The sequence below is a fragment of the Caballeronia grimmiae genome (genome assembly GCF_022879615.1).
Taxonomy (GTDB): domain Bacteria; phylum Pseudomonadota; class Gammaproteobacteria; order Burkholderiales; family Burkholderiaceae; genus Caballeronia; species Caballeronia grimmiae.
Genome location: NZ_CP084271.1, coordinates 2,232,853 through 2,255,170, shown reverse-complemented (window position 1 = coordinate 2,255,170; position 22,318 = coordinate 2,232,853). Strand labels below are relative to the sequence as shown.

23 protein-coding genes are annotated in these 22,318 nt (G+C 60.6%); 14 read left to right on the top strand and 9 right to left on the bottom strand.

From position 1 onward, the window contains the following. Position 1 precedes the first annotated feature (1 nt). The 6 genes from ispH to LDZ21_RS10825 all read left to right on the top strand — a co-directional run bounded on the left by ispH (position 2) and on the right by LDZ21_RS10825 (position 6,413). Positions 2-970, top strand: coding sequence for a 4-hydroxy-3-methylbut-2-enyl diphosphate reductase (gene ispH, locus LDZ21_RS10850; RefSeq protein ID WP_244793349.1), 969 nt, complete (start codon positions 2-4; stop codon positions 968-970). Between the two features lie 344 nt (positions 971-1,314). Further along, complete coding sequence (locus LDZ21_RS10845; RefSeq protein ID WP_244793347.1) at positions 1,315-2,532, top strand: branched-chain amino acid ABC transporter substrate-binding protein; 1,218 nt, start codon at positions 1,315-1,317, stop codon at positions 2,530-2,532. 221 nt (positions 2,533-2,753) lie between these two features. Then, positions 2,754-3,704 (top strand): branched-chain amino acid ABC transporter permease, encoded by a 951-nt coding sequence (locus tag LDZ21_RS10840; protein ID WP_035968088.1) that lies wholly within the window; start codon positions 2,754-2,756, stop codon positions 3,702-3,704. A 24-nt stretch (positions 3,705-3,728) separates the two neighbouring features. Beyond that, positions 3,729-4,898 (top strand): ABC transporter permease subunit, encoded by a 1,170-nt coding sequence (locus LDZ21_RS10835; protein ID WP_244793345.1) that lies wholly within the window; start codon positions 3,729-3,731, stop codon positions 4,896-4,898. 15 nt (positions 4,899-4,913) lie between these two features. After that, entirely contained in the window at positions 4,914-5,690 is a 777-nt protein-coding gene (locus LDZ21_RS10830) for an ABC transporter ATP-binding protein (protein WP_035960489.1), read from the top strand. After that, a complete protein-coding gene (locus LDZ21_RS10825) occupies positions 5,691-6,413 on the top strand; it encodes an ABC transporter ATP-binding protein (RefSeq protein ID WP_035960490.1) in 723 nt (240 codons plus the stop codon). A gap of 121 nt (positions 6,414-6,534) precedes the next feature. Here LDZ21_RS10825 and LDZ21_RS10820 read toward each other — a convergent pair whose 3' ends face one another. From LDZ21_RS10820 to LDZ21_RS10810, 3 genes are all read right to left on the bottom strand, one after another. Beyond that, positions 6,535-6,957 carry a GNAT family acetyltransferase gene (locus LDZ21_RS10820; protein WP_244793343.1) on the bottom strand — a complete coding sequence of 141 codons (423 nt, stop codon included), beginning with the start codon at positions 6,955-6,957 and terminating at the stop codon, positions 6,535-6,537. Beyond that, positions 6,954-8,138: an acetylornithine transaminase gene (locus tag LDZ21_RS10815; RefSeq protein ID WP_035960493.1), complete on the bottom strand. Its 1,185-nt coding sequence runs from the start codon at positions 8,136-8,138 to the stop codon at positions 6,954-6,956. The genes LDZ21_RS10820 and LDZ21_RS10815 overlap by 4 nt, the downstream gene beginning before the upstream one ends. A 277-nt stretch (positions 8,139-8,415) precedes the next feature. Beyond that, positions 8,416-9,447, bottom strand: a complete 1,032-nt coding sequence (locus LDZ21_RS10810) for a CDP-6-deoxy-delta-3,4-glucoseen reductase (RefSeq protein WP_244793341.1) — start codon at positions 9,445-9,447, stop codon at positions 8,416-8,418. A gap of 91 nt (positions 9,448-9,538) precedes the next feature. On the opposite strand from LDZ21_RS10810, the gene LDZ21_RS10805 reads away from it, so the two are divergent. Further along, positions 9,539-10,594 (top strand): NAD-dependent epimerase/dehydratase family protein, encoded by a 1,056-nt coding sequence (locus LDZ21_RS10805; protein WP_244793339.1) that lies wholly within the window; start codon positions 9,539-9,541, stop codon positions 10,592-10,594. On the opposite strand, the gene LDZ21_RS10800 is transcribed toward LDZ21_RS10805, so the two are convergent. From LDZ21_RS10800 to LDZ21_RS10785, 4 genes are all read right to left on the bottom strand, one after another. Beyond that, positions 10,591-10,767, bottom strand: a complete 177-nt coding sequence (locus tag LDZ21_RS10800) for a hypothetical protein (RefSeq protein WP_035960495.1) — start codon at positions 10,765-10,767, stop codon at positions 10,591-10,593. The two genes, LDZ21_RS10805 and LDZ21_RS10800, sit on opposite strands and share 4 nt — an antisense overlap. 162 nt (positions 10,768-10,929) lie before the next feature. Then, positions 10,930-11,652 carry a pseudouridine synthase gene (locus LDZ21_RS10795; RefSeq protein ID WP_244793337.1) on the bottom strand — a complete coding sequence of 241 codons (723 nt, stop codon included), beginning with the start codon at positions 11,650-11,652 and terminating at the stop codon, positions 10,930-10,932. Positions 11,653-11,794: 142 nt separating this feature from the next. After that, positions 11,795-13,819, bottom strand: a complete 2,025-nt coding sequence (locus tag LDZ21_RS10790) for a hypothetical protein (RefSeq protein ID WP_244793335.1) — start codon at positions 13,817-13,819, stop codon at positions 11,795-11,797. 812 nt (positions 13,820-14,631) lie between these two features. Next, entirely contained in the window at positions 14,632-15,045 is a 414-nt protein-coding gene (locus LDZ21_RS10785; RefSeq protein WP_244794823.1) for a DUF4145 domain-containing protein, read from the bottom strand. Between the two features lie 306 nt (positions 15,046-15,351). Between LDZ21_RS10785 and LDZ21_RS10780 the strand changes: the two genes are divergently transcribed. Then, positions 15,352-15,870 carry a BRO-N domain-containing protein gene (locus tag LDZ21_RS10780; protein WP_244793333.1) on the top strand — a complete coding sequence of 173 codons (519 nt, stop codon included), beginning with the start codon at positions 15,352-15,354 and terminating at the stop codon, positions 15,868-15,870. Between the two features lie 408 nt (positions 15,871-16,278). Here the strand turns inward: LDZ21_RS10780 and LDZ21_RS10775 are convergent, their stop codons facing one another. Together LDZ21_RS10775 and LDZ21_RS10770 are read right to left on the bottom strand one after the other, a co-directional pair. Next, a complete protein-coding gene (locus LDZ21_RS10775; protein WP_244793331.1) occupies positions 16,279-16,662 on the bottom strand; it encodes a hypothetical protein in 384 nt (127 codons plus the stop codon). Positions 16,663-17,142: 480 nt separating this feature from the next. Then, positions 17,143-17,964, bottom strand: coding sequence for a hypothetical protein (locus LDZ21_RS10770; RefSeq protein ID WP_244793329.1), 822 nt, complete (start codon positions 17,962-17,964; stop codon positions 17,143-17,145). Positions 17,965-18,154: 190 nt separating this feature from the next. Here LDZ21_RS10770 and LDZ21_RS31390 point away from each other — a divergent pair, with 190 nt between their 5' ends. The 6 genes from LDZ21_RS31390 to LDZ21_RS10745 all read left to right on the top strand — a co-directional run bounded on the left by LDZ21_RS31390 (position 18,155) and on the right by LDZ21_RS10745 (position 22,309). Further along, entirely contained in the window at positions 18,155-18,619 is a 465-nt protein-coding gene (locus tag LDZ21_RS31390) for a Rap1a/Tai family immunity protein (RefSeq protein WP_425306853.1), read from the top strand. 156 nt (positions 18,620-18,775) lie between these two features. Next, the gene (locus tag LDZ21_RS10765; protein WP_244793327.1) at positions 18,776-19,345 is read left to right on the top strand and encodes a recombinase family protein; all 570 of its coding nucleotides are present in this window, start codon (positions 18,776-18,778) and stop codon (positions 19,343-19,345) included. A 308-nt stretch (positions 19,346-19,653) separates the two neighbouring features. Next, entirely contained in the window at positions 19,654-19,908 is a 255-nt protein-coding gene (locus tag LDZ21_RS10760) for a hypothetical protein (RefSeq protein WP_244793325.1), read from the top strand. A gap of 700 nt (positions 19,909-20,608) precedes the next feature. Beyond that, positions 20,609-20,845, top strand: coding sequence for a hypothetical protein (locus LDZ21_RS10755; RefSeq protein ID WP_244793323.1), 237 nt, complete (start codon positions 20,609-20,611; stop codon positions 20,843-20,845). Further along, the gene (locus LDZ21_RS10750) at positions 20,838-21,383 is read left to right on the top strand and encodes a virion core protein, T7 gp14 family (protein ID WP_244793321.1); all 546 of its coding nucleotides are present in this window, start codon (positions 20,838-20,840) and stop codon (positions 21,381-21,383) included. The genes LDZ21_RS10755 and LDZ21_RS10750 overlap by 8 nt, the downstream gene beginning before the upstream one ends. Positions 21,384-21,643: 260 nt before the next feature. Beyond that, a complete protein-coding gene (locus tag LDZ21_RS10745) occupies positions 21,644-22,309 on the top strand; it encodes a hypothetical protein (RefSeq protein WP_244793319.1) in 666 nt (221 codons plus the stop codon). Positions 22,310-22,318: the final 9 nt, after the last annotated feature.

Sequence of the window (22,318 nt, the reverse complement as noted above, 5' to 3'; positions counted from 1 at the left end):
CATGAGCCTGACCGAAAGCCTCAACGACATCGAAACCGACCTCGAAATCCTGCTCGCCCAGCCGCGCGGGTTCTGTGCGGGCGTCGATCGCGCCATCGAGATCGTCGAGCGGGCCATCAAGCTGTTCGGCGCGCCGATCTACGTCAGGCACGAAATCGTCCATAACGCCTATGTCGTCGCGGATTTGCGCAAGAAGGGCGCGATCTTCATCGAGGAACTGACGGACGTGCCCGAGGGCAGCACGCTGATTTTCAGTGCGCACGGGGTATCGAAGGCAGTGCGTGCCGAGGCCGAAGCGCGCGGTCTGCGTGTGTTCGACGCCACGTGTCCGCTCGTGACCAAGGTGCACATGGAAGTCGCGAAGATGCGCCAGGAAGGCTTCGATATCGTGATGATCGGCCACAAGGGCCATCCGGAAGTCGAAGGCACGATGGGGCAGTCGGGCGAAGGCATGCATCTCGTCGAAGATATCGACGACGTGCAGAAGCTCGACTTGCGCGATCCGAACCGCATCGCCTATGTCACGCAGACGACGCTTTCCGTCGACGATGCCTCCGCCATCATCGATGCGCTGAAGCGCAAATATCCGAGCGTCAAGGAACCGAAGAAGCAGGACATCTGTTACGCGACGCAGAATCGCCAGGACGCGGTGAAGTTTCTTGCGCCGCAGTGCGACGTAGTGATCGTGGTCGGCAGCCCGAACAGCTCAAATTCGAGCCGCCTGCGGGAAGTGGCGGAGCGCAGCGGCATTCCCGCCTATATGGTGGATTCGCCTGCGCAGATCGATCCGGCGTGGCTCGAAGGGAAAAAGCGCATCGGCGTGACGGCGGGAGCATCCGCGCCGGAAGTGCTGGCTCAGGCGGTCATCGAAAGGCTGCGGGAACTTGGCGTGCGCAGCGTGCGGTCGCTCGAAGGCATCGAAGAAACGATTTCCTTCCCGCTGCCGCGCGGTTTGTCCCTGCCGCAGTGATTAGACTAATTCCTCGAAAAGCGCCTCCGGGCGCTTTTTTTTCGTCCTGAATTTCGTACCGCGACCGGCTTCATTAGACAAGATGCACCAATCTGGACCACCTCACGCGCAAGTTTTTGAGGCTCCCTGTAGGCCCACTGCTGAAGTGGTGCAACTACTGCACAACGGTGGATCGCAACCCGGTTGCGCTTTTGCTGCGAAACAGCCCGAAAATGCGGGTTGCAATGCTGGAAAACCCCGCCACGCAAGAATATTGCTCGTCTCATATTTGGCGTTACAATTCGCGCGTCTTGAGTCCCAAGGGGCTTTGGTAACCGTTTTGAAAGCCGCAGGAGACCTATTTGATGCGATTCAAGTTTGCTCACGCCGTGTCCATCGCGGCTGCGGTTGCAATGGCAACTGCATGCGGCAAGAAGGACGAAGGCGGAGCGGGCGGAGCAGCGTCGGCGGCCAGCGCCGCTGTCGCGCCGGCGGCAGCCGTGGCGCCCGCGAGCGAGGCGACGGTCGTCAAGATCGGTCATGTCGCGCCGCTCACCGGCACTCAGGCGCATCTCGGCAAGGACAATGAAAACGGCGCGCGGCTCGCGCTGGAAGAAATCAGCGGTCAGGGTCTGACGATCGACGGTCGCGCCATCCGCCTCCAGCTCGACAGCCAGGACGATGCCGCCGATCCGCGCACCGGCGAGGAAGCCGCGCAGCGCCTCGTCGATGACCACGTAGTCGCCGTGATCGGACATTTGAATTCGGGCGTGTCGATTCCGGCGTCGAAGATTTATAGCGATGCGGGCATCGCGCAGATCTCGCCCTCGACGACGAACCCGCAGTACACGAAGCAAGGCTACAAGACGACGTTCCGCGTCGTGGCCACCGACGCGCAGCAGGGCCCCGTGCTGGCCGGCTACGCGATGAAGACGCTGCATGCGAAGAAAGTCGTGATCGTCGATGACGCCAGCGCCTACGGCCGCGGCCTCGCAGACGAGTTCGCAAAGACGGTTCAGGCAGGCGGGATAAAGATTGCGGCGCGCGAGTCGACAACCGAGAAGGCGCGCAATTTCAAGGCGATCATCACGAAGATCAAGCGCGTGCAGCCCGACGTGGTGATGTACGGCGGCATGGACGTGACGGGCGGCCCGTTCGCGAAGGAAGCCGCGGCGCTTGGCGTGAAGGCGAAGATTCTGGCGGGCGACGGCGTCTGCACGCAGCAGTTGCCGGAGCTGGCGGGCGACGCGGTGCAGAACGTCGTCTGCACGGAAGCCGGGCCCGCGCTCTCGAAGATGGACAAGGGGGCGGACTTCGCGCAGAAGTACGAAGCACGTTTTCACACGCCGGTGCAGATTTACGCGCCGTTCACGTATGACGCGATGTACGTGATCGTCGATGCAATGAAGCGCGCCAATTCCATCGAAGCGGGCAAGGTGCTCGCGGCGATGGCCACGACGGATTTCAACGGTCTGACGGGGCATATCGCGTTTGACGATAAAGGCGATCTGAAGGCGGGCACCATCACGCTTTACGACTTCAAGGACAAAAAGAAGGAAGTGCTCGACGTCGTCAAGCAGTAGCAGCAGGCGTTTGCAGTCTTGCGGCGCCTTATCGACAGCGCCGTTTCGTATCCGTCTGCCGGAAGCCCGCACCTATCCGGCGGCGGGCCGAACGGCAGGCGATTAACCCTTACCGGTTTTTTTCAAAAGTACGCGCAGTGCTGCTCCAGATTTCGCTTCACACCGGTTTATCGGCCGGTGATAAAGGCGTGATCTGGTCGCACGGGGCTAAGGAGCTTTTAATGGATATTTTCATCCAGCAGATCATCAACGGTCTGGTGCTTGGCAGCGTCTACGCCATCATCGCTCTGGGCTATACGATGGTGTACGGGATTCTCGGCATCATCAACTTCGCGCACGGCGACGTGCTGATGGTGGGCGCGATGGTCGCCCTGTCAGCGATAGGCGTCATGCAGAACCACTTTCCATCGATGCCCGGGCCGATCATGCTGACGATCGCGCTCGTGATTGCCGCGGTCGTTTGCGCGGTCGTGGGTTATACGATCGAAAAAGTCGCGTACCGGCCGCTGCGCAAGGCGCCGCGTCTCGCGCCGCTGATCACCGCCATCGGCGTGTCGATTCTGTTGCAGACCATCGCGATGATGATTTGGGGCCGCAATCCGCTCGCGTTCCCGCAGCTTCTGCCGACCGATCCGATCAACGTGATCACCGCCGGCGAGAACAACCCGGGCGCCGTGATCTCGATGACGGAAATCGTCATCATCGTGGTCGCGTTCCTCGTGATGGCCGGTCTCCTCCTGCTCGTGCACAAGACCAAGCTCGGCCGTGCAATGCGCGCGATCGCCGAGAACCCCGGCGTCGCATCGCTGATGGGCGTGAATCCGAACTTCGTGATTTCCGCGACCTTCATGATCGGTTCCGCGCTCGCCGCGCTCGCCGGCGTGATGATCGCGTCGGAATACGGCAACGCGCACTTCTACATGGGCTTCATCCCCGGCCTGAAGGCGTTCACGGCGGCGGTGCTGGGCGGTATCGGCAATCTGGGCGGCGCGATGGTCGGCGGCGTGCTGCTCGGCTTGATCGAGCAATTGGGCGCCGGATACATCGGCAATCTGACGGGCGGCGTCTTCGGCAGTAACTATCAGGACGTGTTCGCCTTCATCGTGCTGATCATCGTGCTCGTGTTCCGTCCGTCGGGTCTGCTCGGCGAACGTGTCGCGGATCGCGCTTAAAGACCGTGTGAGGAGCTGAATAAAATGACATCGATTCAACCGATTGAGCCGTCGACGACGCTCATCCCCGAGAAGAACACGACGAAGACGCTCGTCGTCGGCGTTCTCACCGCCGTGTTCGTGATCGCAGCGCCGATGGTGATCGGCGCGGCCGGCGGCAACTACTGGGTCCGCGTGCTCGACTTCGCGATGCTCTACGTGATGCTGGCGCTCGGTCTCAACGTGGTGGTCGGCTTCGCCGGCCTGCTCGACCTGGGCTATATCGCGTTCTACGCGGTCGGCGCGTACACGGCGGCGCTGCTGTCGTCGCCGCAGCTCACGTCGCAGTTCGAATGGATCGCGCACCTCGCGCCGGGCGGATTGCACGTGCCGTTCCTTTTCATCGTGCCGGTCGCGATGGCGCTCGCTGCCACCTTTGGCGTGCTGCTCGGCGCGCCGACACTGCGTCTGCGCGGCGACTATCTCGCGATCGTGACGTTGGGCTTCGGGGAAATCGTCCGGATCTTCATGAACAACCTCGATCGTCCGATCAACATCACGAACGGTCCGAAGGGGATTACGGGCATCGATCCGGTGACGGTGGCGGGCTTCAATCTGTCGCAGACGCACGAGTTCTTTGGCTTCAAGTTCCCGTCGGTCTACATGTACTACTACCTGTTCGTGCTGGGCGCGCTGGTCGTGATCTGGGTATGTACGCGTCTGCAGCATTCGCGTATCGGCCGTGCATGGGCGGCGATCCGCGAGGACGAAATCGCGGCGAAGGCGATGGGCATCAACACCCGCAACGTGAAGCTGCTCGCGTTCGCGATGGGCGCGTCGTTCGGCGGCCTGTCGGGCGCGATGTTCGGTGCGTTCCAGGGCTTCGTGTCGCCGGAATCGTTCACGTTTTGGGAATCGATCGTGGTGCTGGCGTGCGTGGTGCTGGGCGGCATGGGCCATATCCCCGGCGTGATTCTCGGCGCGGTGCTGCTCGCGGTGTTCCCTGAGTTCCTGCGATCGACGATGGGCCCGCTGCAAAACGCCATTTTCGGCCATCAGATCGTGGATACCGAAGTCATCCGTCAGTTGCTGTACGGTCTGGCGATGGTGCTGATCATGCTGTATCGCTCGGAAGGCCTGTGGCCCGCCGCGAAACACGAAGACAAGATCGCGAAGATCGCGAAGCGCAACGGCAAGAAGCCGGTGCGCGCCTAAGGCGGGGGATTGAAAATGAGCGACAAACGTACTCGATTGTCCGTGCAGGGCGTGAATAAGCGTTTCGGCGGCTTGCAGGCGCTCTCCGATGTGCGCCTCGAAATCAAGGAAGGCGAGATTTACGGTCTGATCGGCCCGAACGGCGCGGGCAAGACCACGTTCTTCAACGTCATCACGGGCCTTTACACGCCGGATTCGGGCGTCTTCAAGCTGGACGGTGAAGCCTATACGCCGACTGCGGTGTATCAGGTGGCGAAGGCGGGCATCGCCCGCACCTTCCAGAACATCCGTCTCTTTGGCGGCATGACGGCGCTCGAGAACGTGATGGTCGGCCGTCACGTGCGCACGAAGCATGGTCTGATCGGCGCGGTGTTGCAGACGCCGGCCGAACGGCGCGAAGAGCGCGAGATCAAGGAACGCGCGCTGGAATTGCTCGAATATGTCGGCGTGCTGCAGTACGCGGACTATACGTCGCGCAATCTGTCGTACGGGCATCAGCGCCGGCTCGAGATCGCGCGTGCGCTGGCGACCGATCCGAAGCTGCTTGCGCTCGACGAACCCGCTGCGGGCATGAACGCGACGGAGAAGGTCGAACTGACGCGTCTGCTCGACAAGATCCGCGCGGACGGCAAGACGATTCTTTTGATCGAACACGACGTGAAGCTCGTGATGGGATTGTGCAACCGCATGACGGTGCTCGATTACGGCAAGGTGATCGCCGAAGGTCTGCCGCAGGACGTGCAGAAGGACCCGAAGGTGATCGAGGCATATCTGGGTGCGGGGGTGCACTAAATGGCGACCATGAATGCGATGTTGAAGGTCAAGGGCCTGCAGGTGAATTACGGCGGCATCCAGGCGGTGAAGGGTGTCGATCTGGAAGTCGGGCAGGGCGAGCTGGTTACGCTGATCGGCGCGAATGGCGCGGGCAAGACCACGACGATGAAGGCCATTACCGGTTTGAAGCCCTATTCGGGCGGCGATATCGAGTACATGGGCCAGTCGATCAAGGGCGTGCCGACGCACGAGCTGTTGAAGCGCGGCCTCGCGATGGTGCCGGAAGGGCGCGGCATTTTCGCTCGCATGTCGATTCTCGAGAACATGCAGATGGGGGCGTATCTGCGCAATGACGCCGATGGCATTCAGAAGGATACCGAGCGTATGTTCGGCTTCTTTCCTCGCTTGAAGGAGCGCGCGTCGCAGTATGCGGGGACGTTGTCCGGCGGTGAGCAGCAGATGCTTGCGATGGCTCGTGCCTTGTTGTCGCGGCCCAAGCTGCTCTTGCTCGATGAGCCTTCGATGGGGCTGTCTCCCATCATGGTCGAGAAGATTTTCGAAGTCGTTCGCGAGATCTCCAAAGAAGGCTTGACCGTGCTTCTCGTCGAGCAGAACGCGCGGCTCGCGCTTCAGGCCGCTAATCGCGGGTATGTGATGGATTCGGGGACTGTCACTATGTCGGGCGATGCCAAGATCATGCTCGATGATCCTAAGGTTCGGGCTGCTTATCTGGGCGAGTGAGTTTTCTTGCTCGCGGGCGCGCGGAGTTTTTTCTTTCGTGTCGGTTTATTAGCTCGCCCCTCCCCGGGGCGGGGCGAGCAAACAGACCGGCATGAATACAGGTTCAACAACCAGAAAGAGCCTAAAGCCGCTTGCCCAAACTAACAACATCATCAACCCGATACCCCATCCGTTCGTAAAACGAAACCAACTCACCCCGAACGGAGAGCACCTGCAGATTGACCTTCGGACATCCAAGCCGAGCGAGCGCCGCTTCAGCATGAAGCATCAACCGTCGCCCGAACCCGCGCCCTCGAAGAGAACGGCAGACGGCAAGCGAATAAACCCACCCCCGATGCCCGTCATAACCACACATGACAGTCCCGGCAACGACCCCGTCCACCACACCGACAAAGAACAACTCAGGCTGAGTCGACAGCTTGTTGGCGATCGACAAAGCCGGATCGCGCTGCGGCCTCGACGCATCCGCATACTCGGGAAACACATCGCGCCACAGAGCGATCACGGCATCGCGATCGCCCGCTTCGAAAGTCCGAACGATCACAGCGTATCGAGCACCGAGCGCAGCATCGCCAGCATCTGATCGATTTCGTCCTTGGTCACATTGAGCGCAGGCATGAAGCGCAGCAAGTTCGGACGCGCCGCGTTGAGCAACAGACCATCCGGTTGCATCAGCCGCGCCTTCTCGACGATCTGCGGTCCCTTGTCGCTATCCAGCAGCAGCGCGCGCAGCAAGCCTTCGCCACGTTCGCCCTTGAATCCGCGCTCATCCGACAGCTTCAGCAGTTCGCCACGCAAATACTCGCCGCGCTCACGCACGCCTTCCAGAAAGCCCGGCGCAGTCAACTGCGAAATCACCGAATATCCCACCGCCGTCATCAACGGATTGCCGTTATACGTGCCGCCCTGGTCGCCGGCTTCGAAGCACGCGACTTCCGCCTTCGACAGCAACGCGGCGAGCGGCACGCCGCCACCGATGCCCTTGCCGAGCGTCATGATGTCCGGCTCGATGCCCGACAGCTCATAGGCGAACAACGTCCCCGCGCGCCCGCAGCCGCTCTGCACCTCATCGACGATCAACAGCAGATTGTGCCGCTTCGTCAGCGCACGCAATTGCTCCATGAACTCGCGCGTCGCGGGAATCACGCCGCCTTCGCCCTGAATCGGCTCGAGCATCACGGCAACGGTCTTCTCGCCGATGAGCTTTTCGACCGAGGCGATATCGTTCAAATCGGCTTTCGGGAAACCCGGCACTTGCGGCGCATAGATCGTGTCCCAGCCGGCCTTGCCGCTCGCGGACATCGTGGCGAGCGTGCGGCCGTGGAAGCTGTGATCGAACGTGATGATCTCGTATGCGCCGTTGCGGAACTTGCGGCCCCACTTGCGCGCGAGCTTGATCGCGCCTTCGTTGGCCTCGGCGCCGCTGTTCGCGAAGAACACCTTGTCGAAGCAGCTGTGCTGCGTGAGCAAGTCCGCAAGCTGCGCCATCGGGCCGTTATAGAACGCCGGCGACGGATTGATCAGCGTGCGCGCCTGCTTGTCCAGCGCTTCGATCATGCCGTCGTTGCAATGGCCGAGCGAATTGACCGCCCAGCCCTGAATGAAGTCCAGATAGCGTTTGCCGGTGTTGTCGTAGAGCCACGAGCCCTTGCCGTGCGTGAACACGATCTCGGGGCGGTTCGTGATGTACATCAGCGAATCGACGGGGTACTCATTGAAATTCATGACAGCGGGCTCCACGAGGCGATGACGAAAGAGAAAACGGCGCACAAAAAACAAAAGCCACGGTGTTTCCGTGGCTTCATTCTCTGCGCTTCATTTAACCGAACCATGACGAGCGCGAATGCTTGACGAGCCAGCGGCATCCCTAGGGAAGCGGCGAGCGGCGGCGTCGGAGTGCGTTCAGAATTCGATTCATTCGCGAAGGATACGTTATGACGTTCGAGGCTGTAAACCGCCAGCGCGGAAATTCTGCGCGCCGGCGGCATGCCTGCAACGCCGATCAGACCGGATGCGCGAGATCCGCTGCGCTCGTGAACGAGTCCGCGTAGAACTCGTCCTCCGGCAACCGGTGATGCAGCGTGAAATCGCGCTGCGCGGATTCCACCATCACCGGCGCGCCGCACGCATAGACCTGATACGCGCTCAGATCGGGCAGGTCTTCGATGACAGCACGATGAACGAAGCCCCTCCGGCCAGTCCAGTTGTCGCCCGCATCGGGTTCGGAAAGCACCGGCACGAACTTGAAGTTCGGGACTTCCTTCGCCCATTGCTCGGCGAGGTCCATCATGTACAGGTCCTTCTTGCGGCGGCCGCCCCAATAGAGCGTCATCGGGCGATTCAGGTTCTTGAACACCGCATGCTCGATGATCGCCTTGATCGGCGCGAAGCCCGTGCCCGATGCGAGCAGCACGATCGGCTTGTCCGATTCGTCGCGCAGGAAGAACGTGCCGAGCGGGCCTTCGAAGCGCAGGATATCGCGCTCCTTCATCGCGCCGAACACGTGGTCCGTAAACGTGCCGCCCGGCATATGGCGGATGTGCAGTTCGAGCGGTCCTTCATGATGCGGCGGGCTCGCCATCGAATAGCTGCGGCGCTTGCCGTCCTTCAGGATGAATTCGATGTACTGCCCCGCGAGATACTGCAGGCGCTCGTTGGCGGGCAACTGCAGCTTCAGTTCGATGACGTCGTCCGCACGGCGCTCGAGCGCGTTGACGCGGCAGGGCAGCTTCTTCACCTGCACGTCGCCGACGCCCGCCACTTCGCGCACGTCGATGGTCAGATCGCTCTGCGCCGTCGCACAGCAGAAGAGCGCCATGCCGCGAGTCTTTTCATCGTTGGAGAGCGCCGACGACGAATGCGGCGCCTGTTCGACTTCGCCCTGGACGACCGCGCCCTTGCAGGAGCCGCAAGCGCCGTTCTTGCAGCCGTAGGGCAGGCCGATTCCCTGACGCAGCGCGGCGGTCAGCACCGGTTCGTCGGGTTCCACCTGAAACTGCCGGCCGCTTTGCCGGAGCGTTACGTTGAATGCCATAGATCGATTTCGTGCGATGGTGTGAGTATGTCTTTCGATGCCGCCTTCAGCGGCCAGACGCCTGGAACGAGCGGCGGATACAATGCTCCGCATGATCGCCACTCGAATTCTGCGCCGCCCGCGCGTGCTGATCGTCGGATGCGGCGATGTCGGGCTGCGCACGTTGCCGCTTTTCCATGCCCGCGCCGCGAGACCGCGCGTGATCGCGCTCACGCATCATCCCGAACGTGCAGCGGAACTGCGCGCGGCGGGCGTGTTGCCGATCCCCGGCGATCTCGATGCGCGCAGAAGTCTAGCTAGGCTCGCGGGCATCGCACGGCACGTTTTGCATCTCGCGCCGCCTCAGCGCGATGGCGATACGGACCGCCGCACGCGTGCTTTGCTTGCAGCCTTGCGCGCGCCTCGCCGCTCGGTGGCGCGTGGCGCGCATGCGGCCACGGCTGCACGTTCCGCGTGGCGCAACCCTTCTTTCATTGTACCCGACGCCCTTTTTGGAGCCACATCGGCAATCGCATCGCGCAGCGGTCCGGTGCGCTTCGTGTATGCGAGCACCACGGGCGTCTACGGCGATTGTCGCGGCGCGCAAATCGACGAAACGCGGCCCGTGCGGCCTGGGAACGAGCGTGCGCGGCGGCGGGCGTCGGCGGAACGGCAGTTACGCGATGCAGGCGTGCAAAGCGGCTGGCGCGTGTCGATCGTGCGGATTCCCGGGATTTATGCGGAAGACCGCCTGCCGCGCGCGCGCATCGAACGGGCGATGCCGGCGCTCATCGAACGCGACGACGTCTATACGAATCACATTCACGCCGACGATCTCGCCGCGATCATCGTTCGCGCGCTGGTGCGGGCAAAGCCGCAGCGCGCGATCAACGCATCGGACGATACGGACCTGCGCATGGCCGATTATTTCGACCGCGTGGCCGACGCCTGCGGATTGCCGCGCGTGCCGCGCATCACGCGCGAGGAAGCACAAACGCGGCTCGAGCCGGTCACGCTTTCATTCATGCGCGAATCGCGAAGGCTTCGCAACGAGCGTCTCAAGCGCGAACTGGGATACGCGCTGCGCTATCCCACCGTCGACGATTTTCTCCGCGAGCGAATTCGCGCAGACGCCGGAGCGGCGCGCGACGCGGACACGCCGCGCTAGATCAGCGCCGGAATCGTTTCGAGCAAAACGAAGCACATCAATGCGCCGATCAACGCGCCGATCAGATTCGGCGAATACTTGTGACGCATGTGCATGACGACGCCCAATACCCCGATCAGGACCGCGCACAACCCGACGAACGCAATCAGCGCCACGCTCATGTGGGAAGCCATGATGCCCTCCTGCCCTTGTTTTAATCATTCTGGTTCCGTAAGACGAGTATATGAGCGGCGGAACCGGAAGGCATGCTGCAATGCAGCGGACGGGCGTCGGGAGTTCTACGGATTTGCAAACCGACGGGGCTTTGTCATCCCGTCGCGGCGTATCAGGCCGCATCAGGCCGGAACGTTGTCGTTCGCGCGCAGAGCAGCAAGGTCGTCCGCATCGAGCCAGCGCCATTCGCCTTCTCCGAGCGATGCCGGCAGCGCATAGCCGCCGACGCGCTCGCGATGCAACTGCTCCACGCGATTTCCCGCCGCGGCGACCATCCGCTTGACCTGGTGGTACTTGCCTTCGAGCACGGTTAGCTCGAGCAGCCGGTCATCCCGTCGATGGGCGGCGAGCGCGGCGGTCGGCTTGGACTCGCCGTGCAGCAGCACGCCTTCGAGGAGCTTCGCGAGTTGCGCGTTATCGAGCGGATGGCGCACCGTCGCGAGATAGACCTTCGGCACCTTGCGTTTCGGCGACGTGAACGCGTGCACGAACGCGCCATCGTCGGAAAGGAGGAGCAGGCCGGTGGTGTCCTGATCGAGCCGCCCGACCGGCTGCACGCCGCGCTCGACAAGTTGGGGCGGCAGCAGGTGAAACACGCTCAGGTGATGCTGCGGATCGCGCGAGCACTCATAGCCCGCCGGCTTGTTGAGCGCGAGGTACGCCTTTTCGCGATAGGTCCACGTGCGGCCGTCGACGTCGAAATCGAGCGGCGGTGCGACGGGAAAATCGGCACGGGGATCGGTGCATGCTTCGCCGCCGATGCACACGCGCCCTTCGGCGATGATCCCGCGGCACTGGCGACGCGACCCGAAGCCTTGGGAGAAGAGGAGGGTTTCGAGGTCCATCGGATGGAGGGGAGTTGGAGCGCGCATTCTAGCAAGGACGGCGCGACGGCCGATGGGCTTCGCTTACGGCCATAGGCAGCGACGCGCACTCAGTGCGCGCAGGCGTGCGTCAGCGCGTGGCGGCGTCGGGCGGCCGCTGCCTTCAATGCGCGTCGCCGCGTCCCTTCGATACGGCAGGCACGCCCCATCCGAAAAGCGAATATGACTTCGATGCGTCGTTCCGGCTGCTTTCCGCCGATGCGCTCTTGGCGGCGATGCTCCAGCGTCCGTCGAAGGTCATCGATGGAACGACCGGCGCCGGCAGCGCGCTCGCCTTCTGGAAATAGGCGGTGTTGGCGTCGGCTTGCATGGTCGTCGCGTGCTTCAGGACGGCCTGCGCCTGAGAGTTGCGCGGATCGAGCGCGACGGCGCGCCGCGCGTTTCGTAACGTGCATGCGGGGTCGTGGTTCGCTGCGCATGAGCGGGCGCTGGCTATCGCGCTGTCGCGTGCGCGTTCCTGACGCGCGACATCGGCTGCGAGTTGCTGGATTTGCGGGTTGCGCGATTGAATCGGCGCGAAGCTGCGGAGGGATCGGCGCGCGGCGGCGATATCGCGGTTGGCGAGTGCTTGCCGGACGGCTGCGATCGTGCGCGCTTCCGCTGCCGACGGCGCGTCGTGAGGGGCAGCGATGGCGGGCTGCGGGACCGGACGTTCCGTGGAGGCGACGGTCGAGGGCGGTTTAGGGGCGTCCGGCGCGCCCTTGCCTGCGGGGCTGGACGCGGTATCGGCGGCGATGCTCGCAGCAGACCGCGATGCGTCTTTCGACGCGGGCTTGGCGGCGGTGGTGGATGCCGTTGCAGCGGCGATAGTCGCAGTAGACCGCGATGCGTCTTTCGGCGCGGCCTTGGCGGCAGTGCTGGACGCGGTATCGGCGGCAATGCTCGCAGCAGACGGCGATGCGTCTTTCGACGCCGCAGACGATGTGTGCGGCGCTGGAACTGCTGCGGTATTGGACGTGCGTGCCAATGCCGCTGTCGGTTGCGATGCCGCTGCGCTCGACGTTGCCGCAGTGCCGCTTTTTATCGCAGCCGTAGACGTCACGGATGGCAGCGCTCTCGCGACGCCCGTTCCCGCGCCTGACGATGCGTCAGACGCCGCAACCCTCGCGTTCTCCGTGGCTTCTCGCTTCGGCGACGACTTGCTCTGCGAGGCCGACGCGTCCTTCGAGACCGAGACTGCGCCCGACGGCGTTTGCGTCGTGACCACACCCGTTGCCATGCTCGCCGTAGCACGGTCGCGCTTCGAAGCCAAATTGACCGCATCGGCGACGGCTCGTCGCGACGCCTCGCGCGTCATCGGCGGCTCCGTTGCGATCGCGGGAATGCTGACTGCCGGCACGCTCCTGGCGGTCGATGCGATGTTCCTGCGAACGGATTCCGGGACGGACGATGAGGCCGAAGCACTCGCCGATGCCACGCCTGTGGCTCTCGTATCCTTGGCGAGCGCCGCCTTCGATTCGACCACTGGCGGTGCAGCCTTCACTGCAGAAACAGCTTCGGTAGCCGACGAGCCGATACCCGATGCATTCGCTGGCGCAACCCGCGCCGTGTGCACCGTCGCGGCGGATGCCGATGCATCTACAGTCGTAGCCGCCGAGCTTGTCTTCCCTGCCACGTCACCCGCTTTCTGCGCATCATCCTCCTGCCGCCGCGCGAGCGTGTGCCGGTCCGCATCGTCGCGGCGTGGCGACGCCGACGATCCGCCGCCAACCGCGCCCGCCGTGCTGACGGATTGCGCCGGCGCGCGTTCCGCATCGGACTGCAAATAGAGATACCCGCCCGCCGCGATGCCCGCGACCGCGCCGCTGATCAGAATCGCTAGCCCTTTTCGCGCGGGCTTGCGTTCGGGCGATGCCAGCGCGTCGCCGGGTTCGACGAGACTCGGATACGACGTCACCATTCTTCGACGCACGAGCCGCGTGAGCCAGCCGGTGTCGCGCAGATCGAGCAAGTCGCGTTGATCGCCGGTCGCGGCGGCGGCAGCGCGAGTATCCGTGGCGCTGGTAAAGATCGCGCCCTCGCGATCCGCTCCGCACGACGGGCAAGTGTCGTCGACGGCGGGCGAAACGACGTTGCAGCGGCGGCAGATCACCGCATCGAGCGACAGCGAATATTCGGGTTGCATCATGCGGACTCGTGCCGGGTCAGGTTGGCGCAACGCGCGGGCTAGCCACGGCATCGGGATAACCATAAGCAAGCCGAACGAGTGTGCTCGTGTCGCCGGCGCATGAGATTCATCGATACCGTCGCTTACGATTCTCGCGGGAAAAAGCGTATTCGTTCTACGGTATTGCGCACATTCGCGCAATGATGATCCGGGAAAGATGGGATCGCTATTGGCCGAATGGCCGATCTACTGTCAGCCCTTGCATTCAATGATCGACGCTTCGGCGTACTGTGCTTTCCGAGCGCAGAGAGAAGGGGAAGTGCTGGACGTCTCGATGGTTTTCTTTCGTGACGACCGGTCGCTTTGGCCAGTTCGACATGCCGGGATTGCTGATCCGGCAAACGCGGCGAAAGAATATCGTCGGCAGAGCGACGCTGAGAGTCGTTGGAGCCGTTGCTCGTCCTTCAACCCGCGCTCCGGCGACCGACCGCGTCCTCGCAACGGCCGCTCAAACGCAAAAAGCCGCTCCCGAAGGAGCGGCTTTCTGCATCGAAATCTCTGGTGCCCAGGGCCGGAATGCGATGGCGCTAGGGCAGCCCTGAGAGCCTTACTGGGCGGGGCTGTTGCCGTGGCGGGGTTGGAAAGTTACCACGAACTTTACCACGCCACTAGTCATCCAAGCAGGCCGTTCGCGTCTACCTGGTAGCCCATCTGCCAGTATGGACCCGCAAGACATGGAGCGGGAAAGGCGGGCAGCAATGGCGCGGAGTTGGTTCGATGGATTCCCCCCAGCCTTCGGTCTTGATGATGCTTTCGACGTGCCGCAATCGAGATCAGGCTGATTCTCCGCGTGGGCCGTCCCGCTTCTCAATACCTTGGAGTGCCCTATCAGGCAAGGCCGCGAAGACCGCAGCTACCATCTTGGGGCGAGTAATGCGGTCCTCTACGATCAGATTGACCAGAGCAAATAGGCTTTCCGCTACCGTTTCTACGTCTGCTGGGTCCATCTTTCCTGGATGCACCGCGTTATTGCCGACAACTCGAACACTGTCGAGTGCTTGCTGGATTAACGGGGGCAAACCGTTTTTCACAAGATCACCAATCTGCGCGTTCACGTCTGAGCCTTTAGCTCCAAGATGCCCGCATAGGCGCTCTACTGCGACGCGAAGGAGCGCACACGCTGCCCGTGCAGAGACCGACGAAACCTCGCGCGCTTCGTTATAGTCTTTCGCTACATCCTCTGGCATGTCCGCATGAGCGGGAGGCGCGGTGACCTTCAGCGGCAGTATCATCTTCCCGGATGACGAGCTAAGGTGCGGGGTTGACGACCACCACACGGAGTGTTCCTCACAGTGCGCGCACAACGCCTGCCAAACGTTCGAGAATAGATTGCTATTTGTGTATGGGACCAGCAATTCCCAACGCATTAATGAATACGCTTCACAGTGAGGGCAGGTGAAAGCCTTAGCCCTGAAGGCGGGTGCGGCGAATGTCATCTGTTTTGAGCTTCCTCTTTGGCCTGCCGTCAGTTTAGCCGAACCACAGCGCCAACCATGACCTCCCTCACCGTTTTCAATTTCCGCTCCAACGAAGTCCGCACGGTTACCGATGAAAACGGTGAGCCGTGGTTTGTGGCCGCCGATATTGCGCGGCTTCTCGGCTACAGCAATCCCCGCGACGCGGTGGGCAAGCACTGCAAGGGGGTAGCGAAACGCGACATCCTTACTTCCGGTGGCGTGCAGGAGCTGACCGTTATTCCCGAACGTGACATCTACCGCCTCGTTATGCGCTCCAAGCTCCCCGCTGCTGAAGCCTTCGAAGAGTGGGTGGTGGGCGAAGTCCTCCCCAGCATCCGCAAGCACGGGGGCTATGTGGCTCCTACGGCTGGCTCCGCAGATGCCTTCGTGGCCCACTACCTGCCCAACCTCTCGGAAGCCGCAAAGGCTGAGATTGTCCTGGGGCTCTTTAAGCGGGTGGATGAGCTGGAAGCTGAGAAGGTCCGCATATTCAAACAACAGGATTTCCGAGGTTTGCGGAGGGGTGGGGATGTCGCTCACCCCATGGCGGGATAGGCCGAAAGGTTTATGGCGAAACTGTAAAAGGGTATCGATGATGGTCTGACCGCGAAGCTCCCCCCGTGGCCACCTCGTTTCCAGCGCGCACCACCCGCCTGCTGCTTGTCACATGCAGCGGAATTGGAGAGAAGCGCTGGCTGGCCGAGCGAATCCAGAATCCTGGCTCTGTAGGGAGACTGTTTCCACCTTCTTATGCTTACTAGCGCAGAACGCATTCGCTTCCCGGTATATGTCCGCTTTGGGTCCATCAGCTGGACCAAAGCCAACCTGAGCGCTGCGCTTCGACACCGTATAGGTGTCCCCATCCATTGGGACCACTCCCGTACTTGAACAGGCAGACAGGACCAAAAAAAGCACTGCGACGCATAGTCTATTCATTGTTGTGTCCGATGCGGTTGATGCAATTCATTCACACACCTTGCCCTTGAGCCATACCCTCAGGTTCTCGTTCTGGTTCGCCTGGGCGTGGTACTGATTCAATGTCAATCGCCCGTAGAACCCACCGTCTTCGTCAACGATCACGGGCGGATTATTAGCGTACTGGTTGCATGGGCTGTTACTCGAATATGCAGAGCCGTAGTCGCTGTAGTGATTGAAGATGCTTTCTGATGCATACGCGGAACCGTGCGGCCCGTACTCGTTATGTACAGAGTTGCTGGCGTACTCGGAGCAGGTGAGGCAACCCAAGAACACCTTGTGGTCATGCCCACCAAAGAGGAGTAGGGGAGTCGATTGAGCGATGGCTACGCTGGATGCTACCACCAGCAGTGCCGGAAAGAGACGCTTCATAGTTGATGTGGGTCAGTGGGCCAATGTGCAAAGTGCGCATACGGTGTCTATCGACCAAAATCGGCAGAAGTTTAGGGGGGCGGCGCGGCGAGTTCCTCCCCTCACCTCCGCAGTAGTCACCCGTGGCCAACGTGCCCGGGGCCGCATCAAGGCAACCGCAGCAGAACAACGGCAGCTCTGGAAGGAAGTCGGAGAGGCTCTGCTTGTTGGCCGCAGAGAGCACACCAGTGACTATTTGTTTGCCCCGTAGTGCGTGGCTCATGGCTTTGACATGCACCGTAAGGACCGCGCGGATGCGATGTGGCTGGCTGAGAACTGGGCTGCGGTAACACCGTGTGGCATTAGCCGCCCCAGCCGCATCCGTGATTGGCATCGCGAGCAACAGGAAGCCGTCCCACCGGCCCCCGAGCTCCACCTCTCCGCCTCCCCCACGCCCGCTAACGAATCTTCATTGAGACCGCTAAGAAGGCTCTGGAGAACTTAGGGGCGGGCAGCGGGCTGCTGCGCGGCGGCAATCTGCGTGTTAATAACCGATGCCAGGCGCATTGCCTCAGAACTGCTTTCTTCCCCGTTCATAATCCTGTTGGAATGGTCTAGGAATTTTCGTTCAATCAGAGTCCGCACAAAGTGTAGCTGCTGAAATTGCATGTTTGAAAACTGCTTGAACTCGTCTTCGGTCATTAGGGACCGGGCAAGTTGCGCGCTGGCGGTGTCCCGGTACCAGGGTTTTTCTTCACCGTCTCCAACTTTTTTCAAAAGGAGAAACACTGCCCTAATATGGATAACCATGTAGGCGTGATAGAGAGACCACAGATATTCTCCCGAAAACAGACGGTGCGTCTCCAAATCATTGAGGTCGGTTGATGTCAGCTTTTCAACCTCTTCACGTGAAGGGAGATTGAATTGGTTCCATTGTCGTCTTTGGAGGAATTCAGCGAATTCACTTTCTAAGAGGCAGTCCAAGAACGTGAGTGATGGCGGCGTATTATTCTTAATGGTCAACAATGCTTCCCATACGGCTCTTACTGATTCCACCCTGCGTTGTTGGACGTGGGACATACTGTCAGTCACCGTTTTATGCACCAGTCCCAAAACGGAATTGTCGCGCGCCCGCTCAGCTTTAAGTACTTCCAACTCTGAGGAAAGTTGTGCCTTCGTCGCTTCGAGCTGTTTGTCATAGCTGAGTTTCACTCTCCCTTTGACCGCATCCAGTAAAACATTGCGAGTCAACCAAACCGCCAAAGCGAAGGCCGAGAGCGTCATCCCCGAAGAGAATAGAGCGATCAGTACTTTGTCCAGCATGCTGTCCTTAGCCTACGGGCCAAATTGTTTTTGGTAAAAGTGTGAAAGGGTATCTGATCAGGTCGCCGGGCGAAACTCCCCCCGTGGCCCCGTCGATTCCCAGCGTGCTACCCGCCTGCCACCCTTAGGCTTTTCTCAGCGGGGCCAGTATTTCACCGCACGATGAGGGAGCGACCTTATTGTCTAGAGAATGAGGGACGGGTTACTCTCGGTGCTTCGAGCCGTAGAGCTCAATCATCGGGGAAGCACCATGAGAGTTAGGACCGCCTTATCTGGCGCGCTGGCGCTTGTAACCGTTGCAGGTATCACGTGCAGCACACAAGCCCAGGCGCAGAGCATTGATACAGGTTTCGACCTTGTGACGGCTTGCATCACGGCTGACCATGTATTGCAGGGCGTTGCGGGTTCCGACCCAAGGGGAGCTCTAGGGGCGGGTCTGTGCATGGGCTACATTGATGGCGCAGTGCAGGCGCAAGCACTATGGGCGGATGCTAAGCCATTCTGCGTCAAGGGGCTAAAGCGAAGGGAGATGGTCCACTCCTTTGCAACATGGGCTATCGAGCGGACAGACAGCATTCAGGCTGACCCAGCAGACACCTTCAATGCCTTCATGTGGGAACGCCACGCGTGCAAACAACAGAATTCCCGAGGTTAGCCATTCTCGTTGCTTGTCAGATTGAGGTGTACCTTAAACCGGCTGTCAGGCAGGTGGTGTGATAGCGTCAGGTTAGGGTTGTATGCGGGATTTCTTGACACTCCGCATCTTATCTCTTAGACTCTATCCTGACACTCACACGTACGGGGGCAGGGAATGAGCAAAGGCAAACGCGTCGGGTACATCCGGGTTAGCTCGGTGGATCAGAATACTGAGCGCCAGCTTGATGGGGTTAACCTGGATAAGACATTTACTGACAAGGCCAGCGGAAAAGACACAGACCGGCCTCAGCTCAAGGCTGCGCTGGACTATCTGCGTGATGGCGACGCGCTAATCGTGCATTCGATGGACCGCTTGGCGCGCAACGTGGATGACCTCAGGGCTATCGTTAAATCACTGACAGCGCGAGGTGTGGCCGTACAGTTCGTGAAGGAATCTCTGATCTTCACGGGGGAGGACAGTGCAATGTCTAATCTCCTACTCTCGGTGCTCGGGGCATTCGCGGAGTTTGAACGCACGTTGATTCGTGAGCGGCAACGAGAGGGAATCGCCATCGCCAAGGCAGCGGGCGTGTACAAAGGGCGGAAGCCATCGCTGACTCCTGAGCAAGTCGCCAATCTTCGCCAGCGGGCAGCCAATGGGGAGCCTAAGGCAGCTATTGCGCGTGACCTCAGTATTAGCCGGGAGACTCTCTATCAATACCTGAAGCAGGGAGAACCAGCGTAAGTAGGCGTCCCGAAACGTGATAGCTACCGAAGGCCGGGACTAACCATCCTGGCCTTTTTCTTTTGTCTGTCGTTTAAACGTAACAGCCTGTACCGACCATCGTCGGTGCCTGCCGTTGCCTTCTTTCCTCTAGGCCATTGATTCATCTGTTCCTTTTGCCGATAGGCTATCCCCTAGTGAATGCATTCCACTTAAGCCTATGATTTAAAAGACAATACTTACTTTGACCTGTTGTAAACCGTAAGTCCTTCCGCTAATCTGTCCACACCTCAACCGCGCGTTAGCGCACAGACAGACGATAAAATAACATGGCCAAGCATTTCGGTATCAGCGTTGCACGGGGCAGCATCATTCTCACCATCGGTTCCCGCACGGTTCACCTTTGCCGTGACTACGTGGAACGAAAGCGCATCCCGGAGCTCTTCGAGTTTCATGCTGGCGAAGAGCAAGGGCATTGGGAGGTGTTGGTGCTTAGGACTTGGCTGATCGAATTCAGCGGTCAACCGGGAGCGGAAGAGCAGGGCGGAACGGTGGCAAATCGTCGCCCATTGATGGCTCATTGAGGCGACCGCTGGGCCCATCCAGCACGCAGCGAATCGAAGCGCCAAACGGTCATCGTGAGGCGCTTTTTCTTTATCGAATTCAAACTCCCGCAATCCCTTACCTGGCGTGCCTTTGCCAGCTATACCCTCACTCTCGCATTTAGGCTCTTAGGGACTGTCGAGCCTAAAACCTACCTGTAGTAGTGAGCAGTTCTCGCAATCCCTTATCTGGCGTGCCTTAGCCAGCTAAAACCCATCTATAGCAGTGAGCGGTTCTCTGCTTTCGCTTATCTGCTTATCTGGCGGGCGGTTCAGGCTGATTCGCCGGGTCACTTTCCATCCCGCTTCACCCTATCAACGCTTCCGTATCGTGACCCTCCCTATACCGGGCGGCTGGGCCACGCCTTTTCCTTTTGCCCGGTTCCAAGGAGAAATACCAGTGCCATCAATCGTTACCTCACCACCCCCGCAACCTGCTTGGCCACCGGCTACTGGCGACATTACTTACCGCCCTGCGACACCTGCCGATGCCCTAGAGCTCTTTCCACGCCTCAGGCAGCAGGACCGCACGGAGCTCCTCAAGTCATCAGGAGATGACACCTCAGCGATTCTGGTTAAGTCCGTTGTCGTTTCGGAAGAGGCATGGACCGCCACGAATGCGCAGGGTGAACTCCTGGGAATCTTTGGGGTAGCCCGCTATGGAAGCCTAGGAGCCGTCTGGATGTTGGCTGCCGATGCTGTTTCAGGCCACGCCATGGAGCTCGTAAGAGATGGCCGGGGATGGATCAAGTCTATCGAATCGCGCTTTGAGCGGCTTTGCAATTTCGTGAGTGCCGACAATGATGCGGCTATCGCTTGGCTTCTCTCGCTAGGGTTCAACCTTGGCGAGGTCATCCCCGAGCATGGGGCAGCTAAGGCCCCGTTCCGTTTGTTCTTTAAGGATGCTGACCATGTGTGACGGACTCAGTGAAGCAACGATGGTCGCTATGGCCGTATCCGCAGCAGCATCCGCCGCAGCAGCAGTGCAGCAGTCACAAGTAGCGCACCGGCAAACGGATGCGGCTCAGTCTGCGTATGACCAACAAGTGATGCAGATCAAGAATCAGCAAGTAGAACAGTCTCAAGCTGCATCAGCGCAGATGTCAGAGCGTGCTCGCCAAGCACTAGTAGAAACTGGCCACCTGCAGGCGTTAGCCAATGAGTCAGGCACCAACGGCGGTGGCTCGAATGATCGGGTCACCAATGAGGCGAACTTCAATAGCGGGACTGACATCGCAACGATGCAGGCCAATGCTGCCTCACAGCAGCGAGACCTGGCGAACCAAGCTCGTGGGGCTGCTGCTCAGGCGTCTCAGCGGATGTCCAGCATCCAACAACCGAGCCTCATTGGGACCGGTCTGCAAATCGCAGCATCCACGACCAGCCTGTACGCCAGCCAACAGCGAGCGAATGATGCCGCGTCAGGCCGTATTCCAAATCGCCAGGGCAATACGTAGGCATGGCGCTGAACATTCCGAGCTCTAACCCGTTCGGTTCAGGGGGCGGGCTCAACTTGCCCGGTGGCACCAGCAGTGGCCTTCAGGTTCCCGTGTCAGGACCCCTTCCGAGTTCACCGCAACGACCGCAGGGCAGCCGATAGGCTGCTCCTGTTTCCTCATCCCGTCAAGTTGCCGCCCTCCCTCTGATTGTGCGCATCTCTGTGTGGGAGGAGCGGGGTAATAGCTATCTAAATACATCATGCAATAGGACTAAACTAATGAACAAACAGTGCATGGCTGGGGCTTGCGAGGCTCCTGCTGCTGGCATGGGCCGATATTGTGAGACCCACAAGCGCGCCTTTAGACGCCACGGGCACCCCCTGCAATCCGGCATTACGGTGCCTGAAGTAAAGCCCTTCATCAAACGGGTGAAGGCGCGTATCAACGCCAATGAGACCAACCCTACGTGGTCCCTCTTGGCTGCCCGCTGGGAGTCAATGGTGGACATTAGCCGCGCCTACGTAACTCAGATGAAGAGCGGCGCGGCATTCAATCGCTATGAGGCAAGAGCGCATCAAGCGATTCTCAACCTTGCCAATACGGTGGACGCGAGCGATGTCACCACGATGGCCTTAGGCATGTACATGCTGAGAGAGGAGCAGGGCAGGCGCTTTCACTCCGACGAGGCTTTCACCTTCCAGCTTGTTCGGAGGGTGATGCTGATGAGCGATGTGCATGTAGGGACCGGATGGAACCCGAAGACCGGCAAGACGTTTCGCGTCTACAAAGAGCCATCCCCCAGGGTCACAAGGATTATCGGAGGCCTCCTGCAAGAGGTCTTCGGGACAGTAGGTCTATACGTGGCGAGCCTTGAGGCCGCCGATAAGAGAAAACAGGAGCAGCAGACTGCTGAGCTCCATGCAGCCTTGGAGGCTTTGCAATGAGTAGCGATT